The following is a 14562-nucleotide window of genomic DNA, read 5'->3' on the forward strand; positions in this document are numbered from 1 at the left end:
CTAGGCTTTGCTGTCTCATCGTTTTCCTGGGAGTGGAGATCAATAGATCGATGGTATACGATTTTCGAAATTAATCAGAGTTGCCTTAGGCTTTGCTCATCATTCCTTTTATAGCTGCTGGTAAATCAGCAGGCAATACGACCATTTTACTATTTTCAGAACCAGATAGATTTTCCAGCGCATCGACATATTTTTCACCAAGCAAATAAACAACGGGCATCTCATTGTCTCCGATTGCATCAGTTACCAATTGGATGGCTTTTTTGCTGGCGTTTGCCAATACGACCTGAGCTTCTGCATCACGCCTGGATGCCTCTAAGCGTCCCTCGGCTTCAAGTATCTGAGCCTGCTTGTCACCTTCAGCTCTAGTTACTGTAGCTCTTCTTCCACGCTCGGCAGCGGCCTGTTCTTCCATGGCTTGCTGCATGGTACCTGATGGGTTGATATCCTGAATTTCCACTGTCTTCATGATAATGCCCCAATCGGCAATATCATCAGATATTGAGTCTTTCAGTTTCGCCTTAATCAAATCTCTAGACGACAAGGCATCATCTAACGCCATTTCACCAATGATTGAACGCAAGGTCGTCTGAACTAATGTCTGAATGGCTATCCGGTAATCCTCTACACCGTAGACTGCTTTTTCTGGCGATATGATATTCATGTAAGCCACGGCATTGGCAACAATCACTGCATTGTCACGGGTAATTACTTCCTGAGATGGGATATCAAGAACGATATCTTTTGTCGTGACTTTGTAAGAAACATCATCAATATAAGGCACGATTATATTGAGGCCAGGATTTAGCGTGGTTTGGTATTTCCCAAGGCGTTGAACAACCCATTTGTAACCTTGGGGAACTAAACGTACACCTTTGGCAATGGTTACTATAACCATCACTAGTACAGCTAAAGAGATATACAGCCCTGCGTCCATGAAGATACTCCTTGGTTTTATGCTTTGGTCACAATGAGGGCGTTTCCAGACAAATCGATAACACGAACGCGATCGCCACTGGAAAGCTCTTCATCCTGAGAAATAAATTGCCACTCATCTGCACCCAAAACCGGTGCTGGAAAACGAAGCACGCCTTTTCTTTCCGCATTTGGTACTGATATAACTTGGCCAACTTCACCAATAATTGCCTCTCTGGATAAGCCTGCTTTCGTCCTGTCGATAGAGAGAGGCTTGAGATATTTAAACCATGCCCAAGTAAGCAATGCTGATAAGGAAGTCCAAAGGACAATTTGGAGCGTACCTGACAAGTCGGGCATTAATAGCAGCAGAATACCTACTATTACCGCTGCTGCACCAAACCAAAGCGCAGTAAAGCTGGGTAAAACTATCTCAAGTAACATTAAACCGATACCTAAGACGATCCAATGCCAATACAAAATTTGAAAACTCATACTTGAACCTCAATAACTGGCAAGGAACAATAGTAGTGGATTTGTAGCTTCGCGGCTATTACATACCATCATGATATAGTTTGGTCGCTATCTCGGGCGGTGAAGACCAGAAGGGAGCTACCGTGTAAACTCGTCCATTCCGGTTCTCCACTACGCTACGCCCAGAATGGCGGGTAAATTAGAGATGCCTTATGAATGGGGTGCAAATTTGATACGTTTTGGGGTGTCGGTCCAGAATAGTGACAAGCGGGCGAGATCCTGGAAGCCGAAGGGCATCGTCAGTCAGAGATTCTAAAGGCAGAGGGCGAGAAGTAGGCAACCATCCTGGAGGCGGAAGGTGAAAAGGAGGCGGCCTTCAGGGAAGCGGAAGCGGAAGCGCGGGAGCGCCTGGCCGAGGCCGAGGCCGAGGCCAAGGCCAAGGCCAAGGCCAAGGCGACCATGATGGTTTCCCAGGCCATTGCAAAGGGCGATGTAAACGCCATCAACTATTTCGTGGCCCAGAAATATACCGAGGCCCTGCAAAACATCGCATCGGCGGACAACCAGAAACTGGTGCTTATGCCCCCTGAGGCGTCAAGCCTGATCGGTTCTGTCGGGGGTATCGCTGAAATTGCCAAGGAGGCCTTCGCCTGCAAGCAGGGAGGAGCCAGTTGATGGAGTGGCTCGAAAATATCAACTACTGGCACTGGTGGGTGCTGGCCGTTGTGCTGATCATACTGGAGGTGTTTTCTCCCGGGGCGTTTTTCCTCTGGCTCGGTGTTTCGGCAGGTGTCATCGGCCTGATTCTACTGGCGGTTCCGGATCTCTCCTGGCAACTGCAGTTACTGCTGTTTTCAGTATTCAGCGTGGCGAGTATCATGGTGTGGCACCTGGTTTTGAAGCGCCACCCAACCAGGAGTGATCATCCTGTTTTCAATCGTCGCGGAGAGCAGTATATTGGGCGAAGTTTTACCCTGGATGAGCCCGTGGTCAATGGATTGGGAAAGATCAGGGTGGATGACAGTACCTGGAAGATCTCAGGAGAAGATTGCGACGCGGGTACCAATGTGAAGGTCGTTGGCGTTGATGGTGTCGTACTGAAAGTGGATGACGTTGACTGAAGGTTAGCAAAGAGAATAAGAGCACATTGATGGAAGAACAGAAATTTCGTCTGACGCTGACGGGAAACATAATAGACGGCTTTGAGCGTGAAGAGGTCGAGGAGGCGCTGAGCAGGCTGCTCAAGCTGCCTGTCGACCAGGTTCATGGAATGCTCGAGGGGAAAAGATCGAGGATTCGCGCCGAACTGGATCTCGAGAGGGCGGAACACCTGCAGCAGAAAGTGATCGCCAGGGGGGCGGAGTGCACCTTGTCGCCGGTGAAGCCTGTGGCTGCTGAACATGAGGTTTTGGCCGAGCAATTTGTAGCAGGGCAGAGGGAGGCGACTGTTAAAAATGGCGACGACAAGGATAACGAATTTGAACTTGAGTTCGAGATTGGTAGCGACAGCCAGGAAGATGAAGAGACGGATGAACAACTGGATGCTGTTGTTCCAGCCAATGGCGATGAGGCAGGGGATCTTGAGCTGGAGATTGTGACGGATAACGGGGAAGAAGGCAAGACGGAAGCATCCATAGACACACAAGTGGATGCTGTTGCTCCAGCCAGTGGCGATGAGGCAGGCAATCTTGAACTCGAGTTGGAGCCGGTGGTGGATGGGGGTGAGAGCCCTGTTGAAACACATGGGGATGATGCCTCCGCAGAAAAAACTACAGATGTAGCAGCGGGGGATGGGGGTGGTCTTGAACTGGACATGGAGCCTCTGGAGGATGAAGGTGAGAGCCCAGCCGTCGTCCAGGAAGTTGATGCCGGTGCGGAACAATCTACAGATATAGCGGCGGGTGAAGAGGCCAATGATCCTGGACTCGAACTGGAACTTGTGACCGATGGTGGCGACAGCGCTGCAGATGCCCAGGATGATTCCACCCGCCCGATGGAGGCTGTAAAGGCTGACGCGCCGGATGCGGCCCCTGCCCCTACTGAAGAACCGGCTGGCGATGCTGAGATTGTTCTCTCTACAGAGCCTGTAGAGCCGATCGAGCCGGTCAAACAAGAGGCTGCGGGTGATCATGCAGGGGAGTCGGATGAGGGTAAGGCCCAGTTTTTCGAAGAGCCTCATGTCATTGCGAATAAAATCGAGAAGGAGCCGAAAAAGGCGCTACCCGTCGCCATTTTGGCAGGCGTTCTCGTTTTGGGTGTTGTTGGCGTTGCGGGCTGGTACGGTTCGCAATTTCTCATGCAGCCGGATAAGCCTGCAGAGAAACAGAAGCCTGTCAGTGTCAATCATGTAGAGCCCGAGCCATCCAATCCCGAGCTGGCATTGAGTGAGAAGCGTCTCGGTCTACTGACACGCTCGGTGAAGGTTTGGATGATTCAGTATGGCTTCGGTTTCAACCCCCAGCAGGTTACCCTGTCGCGGCTTGGGCAGGACCTTGGCATGCCTGAATCGGATTTTCAGGACGGTTGGGGTAATGCCATTCGGTACGAAGCAGGAGAGAAGAGTTTCACCCTGCGCTCAGCAGGCCCTGATGGCGCTTTTGGGACCGCAGACGATCTGCAGAGTGTGGGTAAGCTTTAGCCCGGGGTGTGACCGGTGGGATGCCAGCGTCTAGCGGGTGCCGTGCACCACGATGGTTTTGCCTTTGACGTGAACCTGCCCCTGCTCCTCCAGGATCTTGAGCACGCGACCGGCCATCTCCCTTGAGCAGCCCACGATACGTCCTATCTCCTGGCGGGTTATGCGGATCTGCATGCCGTCGGGGTGGGTCATGGCGTCGGGTTGCTTGCACAACTCCAGCAGGGTGCCTGCAATACGTCCCGTGACATCGAGAAAGGCGAGGTTGCCCACTTTGCGGCTGGTATGCAGCAGTCGCTGGGTCAACTGTGCGCCGAGGGCGTAAAGCAGCTCTTTCATGTGGGGCTTGAGCTCGGTTTCGAACAGCTGCTCCAGTCGCGTATAGCTGATTTCGGCCAGCATGCATTCACCACGGGTACGCACCAGCACACTTCTGTTGGCCTGGGGGGTGAAAAGCCCAATCTCCCCGATAAAGTCGCCCTTGTTCAGGTAGGTGAGGATGATCTCCTTCCCCTCATCATCCTCGATAATGATGGTTACCGAGCCCTCGATGATGTAGTAGAGGATGTCGGCCGGATCACCCGGATGGATGATATCGGTCTTCCCGGGGTAGCGTCTCCGATGGCAATGGGAGAGGAACTGCTGCAGAAACCCCGGTTCTTCGACTGGCGGTTTTATTATGGTCATCGCGTCTCTGTCTCGAATTGGAAGACAATTCCTTTGCTCGATTTTAGGTTAGCTCCTGATAGTTGTCGATCTGTGATAGTCTTCTCAGGCTAAAAAATTTGCGAGGATGTGATGAAAGCACGGGTTAAATGGGTTGAAAACACCCTCATGGTAGGCGAATCGGGCAGTGGTCACGCGGTTGTGATGGATGGTCCTCCTGATATGGGGGGGCAGAACCTGGGCATTCGACCGATGGAGATGATGCTCCTTGGTCTGGGTGGATGTACCCAGTTTGACGTGGCCCATATCCTGCGTAAGAGTCGGCAGCAAGTGACCCGCTGCGAGGTGGAGTTGGAGGCCGAGCGGGCAGAAACCGACCCCAAGGTTTTCACCAAAATCCATGTTCACTTCATCGTGTCGGGGCCTGATCTCACGGAAAAAGTGGTGGAGCGAGCGGTCAAACTGAGTGCGGAGAAATACTGCTCCGCCTCCCTGATGCTGGGCCAGGTAGCCGAGATTACCCACGATTTCGAGCTGATTGACGGGTAAGGCTAGCTGCTGAACATAGTTTCTGAATTGGTGGGATTACTTATCAATTCTGCTGCAATGTTCCGCTTGGTCGTGGTAACTCATTAGAAAAATTGAGAATTCCTGTGATGTAATTTTTCCTGATCCTGATTTCTACGTAATATTAATCCATTTAAAAAGAGCCGAATTCTGATGGCGAAAGTACAGCGTAACGCCCCTTGTCCCTGTGGTAGCGGTAAGAAATACAAGCAGTGTTGCGGAGCTTTAGGGCGCACTCCAGATGCCGGTTTGGCTGGGAGGACGGCAGGTACCAATGAGTTCAGCCAGGCCCAGGCGCTCTATAGGCAGGGAAACCTGCAGGGAGCCTTTCGGGTTTGTCAGCAATTGCTTCAGCGTAACCCAAATCAAGTCAATGTTTTGAAGCTGGCAGGAATAGCCGCGATGCAGGCTGGACAGTGGGCTCATGCGGAAAATATGCTTCAGCGCCTTGTGAAGCAGCAGCCGAAAGATGCGATTACCCAGAGCAACCTGGGCCTGACCCGGTTCGAACTGGGGGATGATGATGAAGCGCTTCGTCATACTCGCCGAGCACTGAAGCTGAACCCCAAACTGGCAGAAGCCCACAATACCTTGGGCAAGATCTACCAACATCAGCAGGCGTGGACGGAGGCGCTGGGCTGTTATCAGAAGGCAATCTCTCACTCCCAGGAGAACCACAAACCCTACCTGATGGTCAACGCCGGCCAGATGATGCAGGAGTTGGGGGACCTGGAAGGTGCAGAAGGTCTCTACAGGCAGGTGCTCTTAAAGATGCCCGGTTTCCTGCCCGCCCAGAGCAACCTGGCCGTGACGTTGCTGGGTCTGGGTCGCCGTGACGAAGCGCGTGATTTGCTGGAGGCTTTGGTGGCCAATCACCCAGATTCGGCTGAGGTGTATATAAACCTTGGGACGATCCGCATGGATGAGGGGCAGCAAGAGCCTGCCAAGCAGTGTTTTGAAAAGGCGGTGCGTCTGGACAAGGGCAGCGCCCTGGCACAGGCGAATTTAGGTTATTCGCTATTCGTAACCGGAGAGCAGGAACAAGCCGTCTCCCACTTTGATGCTGCACTGAGTTCGGAGCCTGAAAATGTTATGGCCCTTGCAGGATTAGGTGAGGCGTTGTTACGAAACGGGCAGCTGCAGGAGGCTGAGGGGCTGATTCGTCGAGCTGTCCAACTAGGTCCGAATGAGCAGGCGGCCTATCGAGCGCTGACCATGCTAATGAAACAACTCCATGATTACGAGGCTGCTGAAAAGGCATGTCGTCGTTACGTGGAGTTATCGCAAGGATCCCCGGTTGGATATGCAGAGCTGGCCCAGCTCTATTTCAGCATGGATCGTTACAATGATGCACGGGCTGTCTACGAGTTGGCTGAACAGAGGCTGGAGCCCAATGGGATTCTGTATCACGCATGGGCAGAATTCGAGGAGAACACTCACAATCTGGAGCGTGCCGGGCAGTTGCTTGAAGAGGCTGAAACTCATTGGGTCTCTGAGGATCGCTCACCCATCGCAGTGATGAAGTCCAAGATGGCATGCCGGCACAAGAATTTCGATGCAGCATTGGCCACGCTTGATGAGGTTGATTCGGAGAGTGTCGGAGACAAGCAGTCTCTGACCACCTATTTTTTCCAAAAAGGGTATGTCCTGGATAAACTCGAAAAGTTTGATGAGGCGTTTGCTGTATATAGGAAAGCTCAAGAGATCAAGAGTGATGTTGTAGGTTGTGTCTTCGATCCAGTTGAGGGTCAGGCACGCTTCAACGTGTTGAAATCAGTATTTTCAGAGAGCAATCGCCAGAGATTTGCAGACCTTGCTAAACAACTTCCAGCGCTAGATTTGACCCCTGTCTTTATTCTCGGGTTTCCCAGGGCAGGCACCAGTCTGCTTGAACAGATCCTGGGCGCTCATGCCAAATTTGCCCCAGCGGGGGAGTTGACCCATATCGGTGATCTGGCGACAAGAGAGGCTGCGAGGATAATAGGGAGCGACCTTCCGTTTCCGGAATGCCTTTGTGATCCGGAGAAGCCGTTGTTGCTGGAACACATCAACGCAATGCGTGAGTACTATCTCTCAAGGGTTTTGAGATCTGGGGTTGTTGATGAGGGCTGCAGCTGGGTAACGGACAAGATGCCGCATAACTCAGAGCAGATCGGGTTGATTGCCCTGTTGTTTCCCGAGTCACCTATCATTCACATATCAAGGCACCCGTTGGACAATTGTCTATCTGCCTTTTTCTCCGACTTCACTCATGGACACCGATATACATCCAGCCTGGAATCCACGGCGATTCAGTACCAGCGTGTAATGGATCAGATAGCGCATTACAAGGAGACGGTAGATATGCGTTATTTTGAAATGCGCTACCAGGATCTGGTAGATGAACAGGAGGGGACTGTACGCCGGTTGCTGGAATTTATTGGTACCACCTGGGATGAGAACTGTATGCTGCACCATAAGAGCAAGCGGGTCGTGCGCACTGCCAGTTATGAGCAGGTGACACAAAAGGTCTACAGCAGCTCCCTTGCCCGCCACCTGAATTATTGGGATGAGGTGCAGAGGGTCATACCAATTGTTCAGCCTGCCATTGACCGGTTTGGGTATTCGCTGAAATAGCCCGATACCTCTTTATAGGCTTGAGCCACATAAGTAGCCTACTTAACGGTATTCCTGGGTATTGTTTTTTGTGAGGCTGGCTTGCCCGGGCGTCAAACTTACAGCCAGTAGACCGACTTGGTTATGATCCTGGAAGAGAGCTTCATGGCCAACATGACCGGGCCTTTGGGCGTGGCATGGTGGAGTTCATCCTCCTTCATATGCTGGAGCTGCTGGTTAGAGTAATCCGTGGTCGTTGAGTTCTCGCTCCAGTGATTTGATCTGCTCAGCATAGTTTTTCCACCTTCCCATGGAGTTCTTCGACAAGGGCTCTGTGGCGACGCGAAGTCCATTAATTGATGCTTTTCCAGGGTGATAAAAATCCAGGCACTGCTCGTTCCACTCTACGTTCAGGTACTCCAGGAGGCCGCGTATGGTTGTTTCCGGCTCTTGTACCAGCTCTTCATAGCGAATGCTGTGTATGGGGATGTCGAGTATATTTTTCCAGTGCGCCATGAGCCTGTAGGTCTGGTGGTAGTGGAATCCGTGATCCAGCAGTCCGGCACGTTGCCATTTCTCATTTTTATAATTTCGGAAATAACTCTCCAGGCAGACGTCTCTTGGGTCCCTATCGAGATGGATGATGTAGGCATTGGGAAAAAGCAGGCTTATGAAACCCAGATGCTCCGTGTTGGTGGGGGCAGTATTGATGATGCGCCTGCTTTCGGTTACTGCCCTGGTACTGACCTGTGCGAGATACGTTTCGGCTATTTCATCAAGAATTTCCCTGGAGATGTCAATCATTGCATCCGGAAATCTTCTGCCGGCACGCTCCTCGACCATCGAAATCAATTTTTCGGTAACTTTGAGCTCATTAATACCGCTGATTTTTGGGTGGCTGGCAAGTATCTGCTCCGTCAATGACTTACCCGCTCGGGATGTGCCTACTATGAAGACGGGTTGGTCTGTGTCGTAAGAGCTGCGAGGCATTTGTCGGAGGTTTTCCCTGGAAAATGTCGATATGATTTCGTCCGTTTTTTCTTTTAGGTCATCGCGCGGGTAACCGGACGGGTTTAAATCGTTGGCAGTTTTGTAATATTCAAATGCCTTGCTGTATTGCTCCAGTTGGTCGCTCAAATCACCAAGTTGAAAATGAATGGCGACCCTCTGTCTCTGTTTCAGCGCAATATTGGTCAGCAATTGCTGACAATAGTTGACTGCGGTGCGGCGCTGGTCTGTTGTTTCGCAATATGCGGCATAGGCCATCGTCATGTTGTAGTCTATGCCCAATAGTCCCTTATGTGTCGAAAGGATCCTTTCGGCGGCCGCCCTGTTTCCAAAAGCGAGCATAGTGTAGAACTCTGCCAGGGTTATGGTCATATCATCTGGCTGGAGTTGGCGTGCCTTGTCGATGCACGAAAGAGAATCAGTTGGGCGATTGAGCATCCGTAGAGTAGTGGCCAGCGCAACATGTGCTTCAGCGGATTGGGGTAGGTGTTCAACTGCCTCCTCGAGAATAGTGAGGGCGTCCCCAAGTTGGTCCAGCTCGATCAGTGCCAACCCCTTGTTGACCATGGCTGAATACAGCTGAGGCTTTAGCTGCAGGGCCTTTTCGTGGCATTGTGCGGCTTCCGCGGGGTTGTCGCTGATACGTAGCGCATTGCCAAGATTGTCATGGAGTTCGGCGATGTCAGGGCGTAGGGTGACGGCTTTCCTGTAGTGGATCAAGGCTTCGTTTGTTTTTTCCGTATCCAGTAGGAGATTGCCGAGATTCGCATGAACTTCAAAGTAGTCGTCACTGATGTTCAGGGCGGAGCGGTAGGCATTCGCGGCACTGTCGATCCGCCCAAGGGCGGCATATGTATCAGCCAGATCCTTGAAATAAACAGGTTGAGGTTCAGGTAGCAGTGTCGCTTTTTCAAGTCCTTGTATGGCGTTTTGCGCATTGCCGGAATCCCGGGCAAGCAATCCCATCAAGTGCCATGCTGAACTGTCTTCGGGGTTGGCAGACAGGAGTTGACGGGCCATGGCTATGGCCTCTTTTGTTCGGCCGTTTGATCTGAGCCCATGTGCCGACTTTAGGGGAGTTGTATTGTCCATGGCCTGGGATGAGATCCGTTGTGCTGGAGGGGGCGTTGCTTGGTCGTATTCCAGCGTTACGCTGGATATGACGGGGTTGCAAATGGGGTTTTGCCGGTGTAGGTAGTGAAAGGTGTCATCTAGATCCAGTATACCGACTGGGTCATGACCTTCGAAGTGAGCTTCATGGCCAGCTTGATCGGGCCGGGGAGTTCTGCACCGCCATGCTCCAGTGCCACAGTGGCGTGATGGAGTTCATCCTCTCTCATCTGCTCCAGGATCGATCGAGACTTCTGGTCCGATGCCGGGATCTGTTCGAGGTGGTCGTCCAGGTGAGCGCAGACCTGGTGCTCGGTCTTGGCCACGAATCCAAGGCTCCACTTGTCCCCCGCCGCACCAGCAGCTGCGCCGATGGCAAACGAGCCGGCATACCACAAGGGGTTGAGGAAGCTTTTCCTGTTTCCGAACTCTTTGAGACGTCCTTCGCACCAGGCCAGGTGGTCGTTCTCCTCCTGTGCCGCCCTCTCCATACTGTCTCGCACATTGGGCAGTTTGGCGGTCAGGGCCTGTCCCTGGTAGAGGGCCTGTGCGCACACTTCACCCGTGTGATTGATGCGCATCAGCCTGGCGGTGTGTTCCCGCTGCTCTTCACTCATCTCGATTTCAGAGAGACCGTCGGTAGGGTTGGGGCGCTCGGTGACCAGTGGACGACCGAATATGGTGCGCAACGCCTGGTCGAGACCAATGAGTGCGGTATCAAGGGGGGTGTAATCTCTTGTGCTCATAGGGCAATAATAACCCAGTGTCCCTGCTCCAGTCATTCCGGCGTATGCCGGAATCCAGTGGAGGTCTGGGTTAAGGGAAGATTTTGAGCGCGCATAAGTTTGCCGGAATCGAAATGTTTCAGGGTCGTTTAATTGCCAGCTTCGATCGGAAGTTGCCGGGCAATTATCTCAGTCGGATGAACAACAGGGATGGTGATTCCCGCCTCTACAAGCCCTGCCCTCAGATGAAGTGCACACCCCGTGTTGGATGTGGCAACAAAATCCGGCTTCGTTTTTGCGATCAGTTCGATCATCGGGGACCGAAGCCTGTCCGCCATTTCAGGTTGATTGAGCATGTAGGTGCCGGCGCCTCCGCAGCAGCCGGTATCCGGAAGAGGCTCGATTTGAATTCCGGGGATGAGGTTGAGCATGCGAAACGGCTCATCCGGGCATCGTTGCACGTTCTTCAGGGAGCAGGGGGTGTGGAGCATGATCCGCTGGGCGGTGGGCTGGAAATTCAGCTCCTCAACCCAGGGAAGCTGCATGATGAATTGGCTGAATTCTTTAATTGGTGCTGTATCCAGTGAACCGCCTTGCTGTTGTTCCAGCAAATGTCCACCGCAGCCGCTTGCCAGGGTGAGTATTGCGTCCAGTTCCCAACGGCTGAATGCCTGCCGGTTATTTTCGGTCAGTTGGCTGTTTTTTGTGGTGTTGCCACTGTGCAGTTGGACGGCGCCGCAGCACGCCTGGGTGCGGGGTACGATCACTTCAATGCCAAGCAGGGTCAGGGTTGTGATCGCCCCTTCTATGGCAGTTTTGTCAGTCAGCCTGCTGACGCAGCCGGTAAACAGGCCAACCCTGCCCCGGGTTTTTCCCGCAGCAGGATAAACCTCTCTACTCGATGCGTCACTCTCGACCGGGGGTAACAACTGGTCCAGTCTACGGAACCGCGTTCCCCCAACTGTCCTTGCCAGGTGGCGGAGGCCTGATTTCTGATAGGCGCGCAGTATATGCCTGCCCCAGGGTTTGTAAGCATTGGTTGCCAGCCAGTTGAGTCCTGCTTCATTCCCGGATTCCTGCAATAACAGTTCCCGGGTGGCATCGAGCATTGCGCCGTATTTCACGCCGGAGGGGCAGGCGGTTTCGCAGCTTCGACAGCCGAGGCATCGTTGCAGATGGAAACCTGCGCGGGGGCTTTGGATCGTGCCTTCCGCAAGGGCCTGCATCAGCGCAATCCGGCCCCGTGGCGAATCCCCCTCATCTGAAGTGAGCCGGTAAGTGGGGCAATGGGGCAGGCAGAGGCCGCACTTAACGCAGTGGTCGGCTTGAGAAAGTATCTGCTCGAGGTTCACTGGGATGGCTGTTGGGGGGGCGTCCGCTTGAAAACGGCAATTGTACATGGCGGCGGAGCTATTTAAAGGGCAAAAAACGGTTTTGAAGGATTAATTTTGACTCACGATAGTGTGCTGTAAGGATTAATATATGGGGAAGATGTCTTATTATCAGCGCCACCTGTTCTTTTGTGTCAACCAGCGAGAGGATGGCGAGGCCTGCTGTCAGCAGTTCAACGCCAGGGATGCTCACGGTTATGTCAAAGAGCGGTTGAAGTCTATGGATTTGCACGGTGCCGGGCAGGTGAGGGCCAACAAGTCAGGCTGCCTGGGGCGCTGTGAGCGGGGACCAGTGCTGGTCGTTTATCCGGAGGCTGTCTGGTACACCTACGTGGATAGGGAGGATCTGGATGAGATCATCGATGAACACCTGGTCAATGGCCGGATAGTTGAGCGGTTGATGCTGCGTGAGAGCTGATAAATTCCACAATAAAAAGGCGTTGCATAGTAGATAGTAATACTAGAAAATTATAATATACTGAGCGTAATCTGTTTCAGTACTCCTCCATCCTCCTTTGGTGGTTATAATTGTTTGGGCACAGCATCCCCTGCTGTGCCCATTTTTTTATGTGCAGGATATACGGTATGCCGGGAGCGGCGGGTTGTCTGTGGCACCGGCATTGATGGAGGTTTAACCCTCATGGATACCAGCGACGACGTAGGAGCGCTGTCCCCGGCGCGATAACAACCCACCTGGAATAAAATTCGTCTTGTTCCGGGGTAGAGAAAAAACATATTCCGGGGTTGCCAGCAGGCTGCAAGTCCGGTAACATTCGCGCTCTTTTTTCAAGCGCTTTAACTTGGACTCCGTTGGAGCAGTTCTAATGACGACTGTAAGTGCAAAACCCGCTAAGGTTCGCCGCGACTGGTACGTGGTTGACGCCACCGACAAGACGCTGGGCCGTTTGGCCAGCGAGATCGCGCACCGTCTGCGCGGGAAGCATAAACCCGAATATACGCCGCACGTAGATACCGGCGACTACATTGTTGTGGTCAACTGCGAGAAAGTTCGCGTAACCGGCAACAAGATGAGCGACAAGATGTATCACCATCACACCGGTTACATCGGCAACCTGAAATCCATCAGCCTCGAGAAGCTGCTGGACAAGGCTCCCGAGCGTGTGATTGAAACAGCTGTTAAAGGCATGCTGCCCAAGAATCCCCTGGGTCGTGCCATGTTCAAAAAGCTCAAGGTCTATGCAGGTCCCGAGCATCAGCACCAAGCTCAGCAGCCCCAGGCGCTGGAAATCTGAACACTAGCCCAGTATCGGAATAGAAAGATGGCAGAAACCAACACCTACGCTACCGGCCGCCGCAAGAGCTCTGCAGCTCGTGTTTTCCTGACCGCCGGCAGTGGCAACATCACTGTTAACGACCGCCCCCTGGACGAGTACTTCGGTCGCGAAACCGCCCGCATGGTGGTTCGCCAGGCCCTGGAAGTCGCCGAGGTTCTTGACAAGGTCGACGTCAGAGTGACCGTCAAGGGTGGCGGCAACACCGGTCAGGCTGGTGCGATTCGTCACGGTATTGCCCGTGCCCTGGCAGAGTACGATGAAAGCCTGCACAGCTCCATGCGCAAAGCCGGCTTCCTGACCCGTGACGCCCGTGCAGTTGAGCGTAAGAAGGTCGGCCTGCACAAGGCGCGTAAGCGTCCCCAGTACTCCAAGCGTTAATCTCGCTTTCTTGCTCCGGCTGCGGCTGGAGGCGTGGTTTCAAAGAATCCACGGACAAGTGGGGATTCGTCTAATGGCAGGACAGCGGACTCTGACTCCGTATGTGGAGGTTCGAATCCTCCATCCCCAGCCAACATCAAAGCCCGCATCTTGCGGGCTTTTTTGTATTTGCTAGAAAAGATCTTCTGGATGGAGGGTGAGAAGCTCCACCGGAATCGCCCGGAGCGACTCCGAAGCTGCGGAACGTAGTTACGCTGACTCCGAAGGGGTGAGGCCAGGTGAGGTTAGTGTATTCGGTGTTTTCTCTAGCAAACATCCCTGTTGCTCAGATCCGGCCCCGCATCCCTGCAGGGCGTTCGTCGGACTGATTTCGTCCACTGGACGAAAGATTCCTCCTTACCCCCCTCAGCCAACATCAAAGCTCGCATCGAGTGGGTTTTTTTGTGCCTGTCGGCTCGTATTTTGTGACGCTCATGGTGCAACTTCGTAAATCAATGTGATGCCAGTATATTTGTTTGTGTCGAGTAGAGCGCATCCCCTTGGTTGGCATTGGCTTGTCGTACGCCATACACGCACAGGCCATAAAATGGTGCTGGCTCAGGCCCCGAGTAAGGTATGATATTCAGCTGACGCGTAGGCGTGGGCTGGATTAACATAAAACACGTTCTTGTTATGCCCTTCAGGAATTATAAGTACTTCACAAAAAAGCGCGAATTCAATTTCCAAGTGCAACTCGACAGAGTTGGTTAGAGGGTAAGCTGCGGTAGCATAGGTAGCTTCTCTCACCGACCAAAGTTTGAGGA

14 protein-coding genes, 1 tRNA gene and 1 pseudogene are annotated in these 14562 nt (G+C 52.9%); 9 read left to right on the plus strand and 7 right to left on the minus strand.

What is annotated here, in order from left to right:
* Positions 1–85 precede the first annotated feature (85 nt).
* Positions 86–937: an SPFH domain-containing protein gene (locus BOW53_RS09645; protein ID WP_078487786.1), complete on the minus strand. Its 852-nt coding sequence runs from the start codon at positions 935–937 to the stop codon at positions 86–88.
* A gap of 17 nt (positions 938–954) precedes the next feature.
* Positions 955–1410 (minus strand): NfeD family protein, encoded by a 456-nt coding sequence (locus tag BOW53_RS09650; RefSeq protein WP_078487787.1) that lies wholly within the window; start codon positions 1408–1410, stop codon positions 955–957.
* Between the two features lie 252 nt (positions 1411–1662).
* Between BOW53_RS09650 and BOW53_RS09655 the strand changes: the two are divergent.
* The 3 genes and pseudogenes from BOW53_RS09655 to BOW53_RS09665 form a co-directional block, all read left to right on the plus strand.
* Positions 1663–2064, plus strand: a pseudogene (locus BOW53_RS09655) (SPFH domain-containing protein); the annotation flags it as partial.
* The gene (locus BOW53_RS09660; protein ID WP_078487788.1) at positions 2064–2510 is read left to right on the plus strand and encodes an NfeD family protein; all 447 of its coding nucleotides are present in this window, start codon (positions 2064–2066) and stop codon (positions 2508–2510) included. The pseudogene BOW53_RS09655 and the gene BOW53_RS09660, both read left to right, overlap by 1 nt.
* A gap of 29 nt (positions 2511–2539) precedes the next feature.
* On the plus strand, positions 2540–4027 hold the full coding sequence (locus BOW53_RS09665) for a hypothetical protein (protein ID WP_078487789.1): 1488 nt from the start codon (positions 2540–2542) through the stop codon (positions 4025–4027).
* A 30-nt stretch (positions 4028–4057) separates the two neighbouring features.
* Here BOW53_RS09665 and crp read toward each other — a convergent pair whose 3' ends face one another.
* On the minus strand, positions 4058–4711 hold the full coding sequence (gene crp, locus BOW53_RS09670) for a cAMP-activated global transcriptional regulator CRP (protein ID WP_078487790.1): 654 nt from the start codon (positions 4709–4711) through the stop codon (positions 4058–4060).
* 111 nt (positions 4712–4822) lie between these two features.
* Between crp and BOW53_RS09675 the strand changes: the two genes are divergently transcribed.
* Together BOW53_RS09675 and BOW53_RS09680 are read left to right on the plus strand one after the other, a co-directional pair.
* Entirely contained in the window at positions 4823–5239 is a 417-nt protein-coding gene (locus BOW53_RS09675) for an OsmC family protein (RefSeq protein WP_078487791.1), read from the plus strand.
* 171 nt (positions 5240–5410) lie between these two features.
* Entirely contained in the window at positions 5411–7873 is a 2463-nt protein-coding gene (locus BOW53_RS09680) for a tetratricopeptide repeat protein (protein WP_078487792.1), read from the plus strand.
* Between the two features lie 216 nt (positions 7874–8089).
* Here BOW53_RS09680 and BOW53_RS09685 read toward each other — a convergent pair whose 3' ends face one another.
* The 3 genes from BOW53_RS09685 to BOW53_RS09695 form a co-directional block, all read right to left on the minus strand.
* Entirely contained in the window at positions 8090–9952 is a 1863-nt protein-coding gene (locus BOW53_RS09685) for a tetratricopeptide repeat-containing sulfotransferase family protein (RefSeq protein ID WP_078487793.1), read from the minus strand.
* Between the two features lie 119 nt (positions 9953–10071).
* Entirely contained in the window at positions 10072–10716 is a 645-nt protein-coding gene (gene coq7, locus BOW53_RS09690) for a 2-polyprenyl-3-methyl-6-methoxy-1,4-benzoquinone monooxygenase (RefSeq protein WP_078487794.1), read from the minus strand.
* A 128-nt stretch (positions 10717–10844) separates the two neighbouring features.
* Positions 10845–12095, minus strand: a complete 1251-nt coding sequence (locus BOW53_RS09695; protein WP_078487795.1) for a (Fe-S)-binding protein — start codon at positions 12093–12095, stop codon at positions 10845–10847.
* A gap of 91 nt (positions 12096–12186) precedes the next feature.
* On the opposite strand from BOW53_RS09695, the gene BOW53_RS09700 reads away from it, so the two are divergent.
* The 4 genes from BOW53_RS09700 to BOW53_RS09715 all read left to right on the plus strand — a co-directional run bounded on the left by BOW53_RS09700 (position 12187) and on the right by BOW53_RS09715 (position 13892).
* Positions 12187–12504, plus strand: coding sequence for a (2Fe-2S) ferredoxin domain-containing protein (locus tag BOW53_RS09700; protein WP_078487798.1), 318 nt, complete (start codon positions 12187–12189; stop codon positions 12502–12504).
* A 406-nt stretch (positions 12505–12910) separates the two neighbouring features.
* Positions 12911–13339, plus strand: a complete 429-nt coding sequence (gene rplM, locus BOW53_RS09705; protein ID WP_078487796.1) for a 50S ribosomal protein L13 — start codon at positions 12911–12913, stop codon at positions 13337–13339.
* Positions 13340–13366: 27 nt separating this feature from the next.
* Complete coding sequence (gene rpsI / locus BOW53_RS09710) at positions 13367–13759, plus strand: 30S ribosomal protein S9 (protein WP_078487797.1); 393 nt, start codon at positions 13367–13369, stop codon at positions 13757–13759.
* Positions 13760–13818: 59 nt separating this feature from the next.
* A tRNA-Gln gene (locus tag BOW53_RS09715) sits at positions 13819–13892 on the plus strand.
* A gap of 464 nt (positions 13893–14356) precedes the next feature.
* Here BOW53_RS09715 and BOW53_RS12935 read toward each other — a convergent pair.
* The coding region (locus tag BOW53_RS12935; RefSeq protein ID WP_216641099.1) for a hypothetical protein at positions 14357–14562 on the minus strand (206 nt) is incomplete at its 5' end.

The organism is Solemya velesiana gill symbiont (assembly GCF_002020805.1).
GTDB lineage: Bacteria > Pseudomonadota > Gammaproteobacteria > Chromatiales > Chromatiaceae > Sedimenticola_A.

Excerpts from the sequence above, each read along its gene's own strand:
- BOW53_RS09645 (WP_078487786.1), bottom strand. The coding sequence starts at position 937 with ATGGACGCAGGGCTGTATATCTCTTTAGCTGTACTAGTGATGGTTATA.
- BOW53_RS09650 (WP_078487787.1), bottom strand. The coding sequence starts at position 1,410 with ATGAGTTTTCAAATTTTGTATTGGCATTGGATCGTCTTAGGTATCGGT.
- BOW53_RS09660 (WP_078487788.1), top strand. The coding sequence starts at position 2,064 with ATGGAGTGGCTCGAAAATATCAACTACTGGCACTGGTGGGTGCTGGCC.
- BOW53_RS09665 (WP_078487789.1), top strand. The coding sequence starts at position 2,540 with ATGGAAGAACAGAAATTTCGTCTGACGCTGACGGGAAACATAATAGAC.
- crp (WP_078487790.1), bottom strand. The coding sequence starts at position 4,711 with ATGACCATAATAAAACCGCCAGTCGAAGAACCGGGGTTTCTGCAGCAG.
- BOW53_RS09675 (WP_078487791.1), top strand. The coding sequence starts at position 4,823 with ATGAAAGCACGGGTTAAATGGGTTGAAAACACCCTCATGGTAGGCGAA.
- BOW53_RS09680 (WP_078487792.1), top strand. The coding sequence starts at position 5,411 with ATGGCGAAAGTACAGCGTAACGCCCCTTGTCCCTGTGGTAGCGGTAAG.
- BOW53_RS09685 (WP_078487793.1), bottom strand. The coding sequence starts at position 9,952 with ATGGACAATACAACTCCCCTAAAGTCGGCACATGGGCTCAGATCAAAC.
- coq7 (WP_078487794.1), bottom strand. The coding sequence starts at position 10,716 with ATGAGCACAAGAGATTACACCCCCCTTGATACCGCACTCATTGGTCTC.
- BOW53_RS09695 (WP_078487795.1), bottom strand. The coding sequence starts at position 12,095 with ATGTACAATTGCCGTTTTCAAGCGGACGCCCCCCCAACAGCCATCCCA.
- BOW53_RS09700 (WP_078487798.1), top strand. The coding sequence starts at position 12,187 with ATGTCTTATTATCAGCGCCACCTGTTCTTTTGTGTCAACCAGCGAGAG.
- rplM (WP_078487796.1), top strand. The coding sequence starts at position 12,911 with ATGACGACTGTAAGTGCAAAACCCGCTAAGGTTCGCCGCGACTGGTAC.
- rpsI (WP_078487797.1), top strand. The coding sequence starts at position 13,367 with ATGGCAGAAACCAACACCTACGCTACCGGCCGCCGCAAGAGCTCTGCA.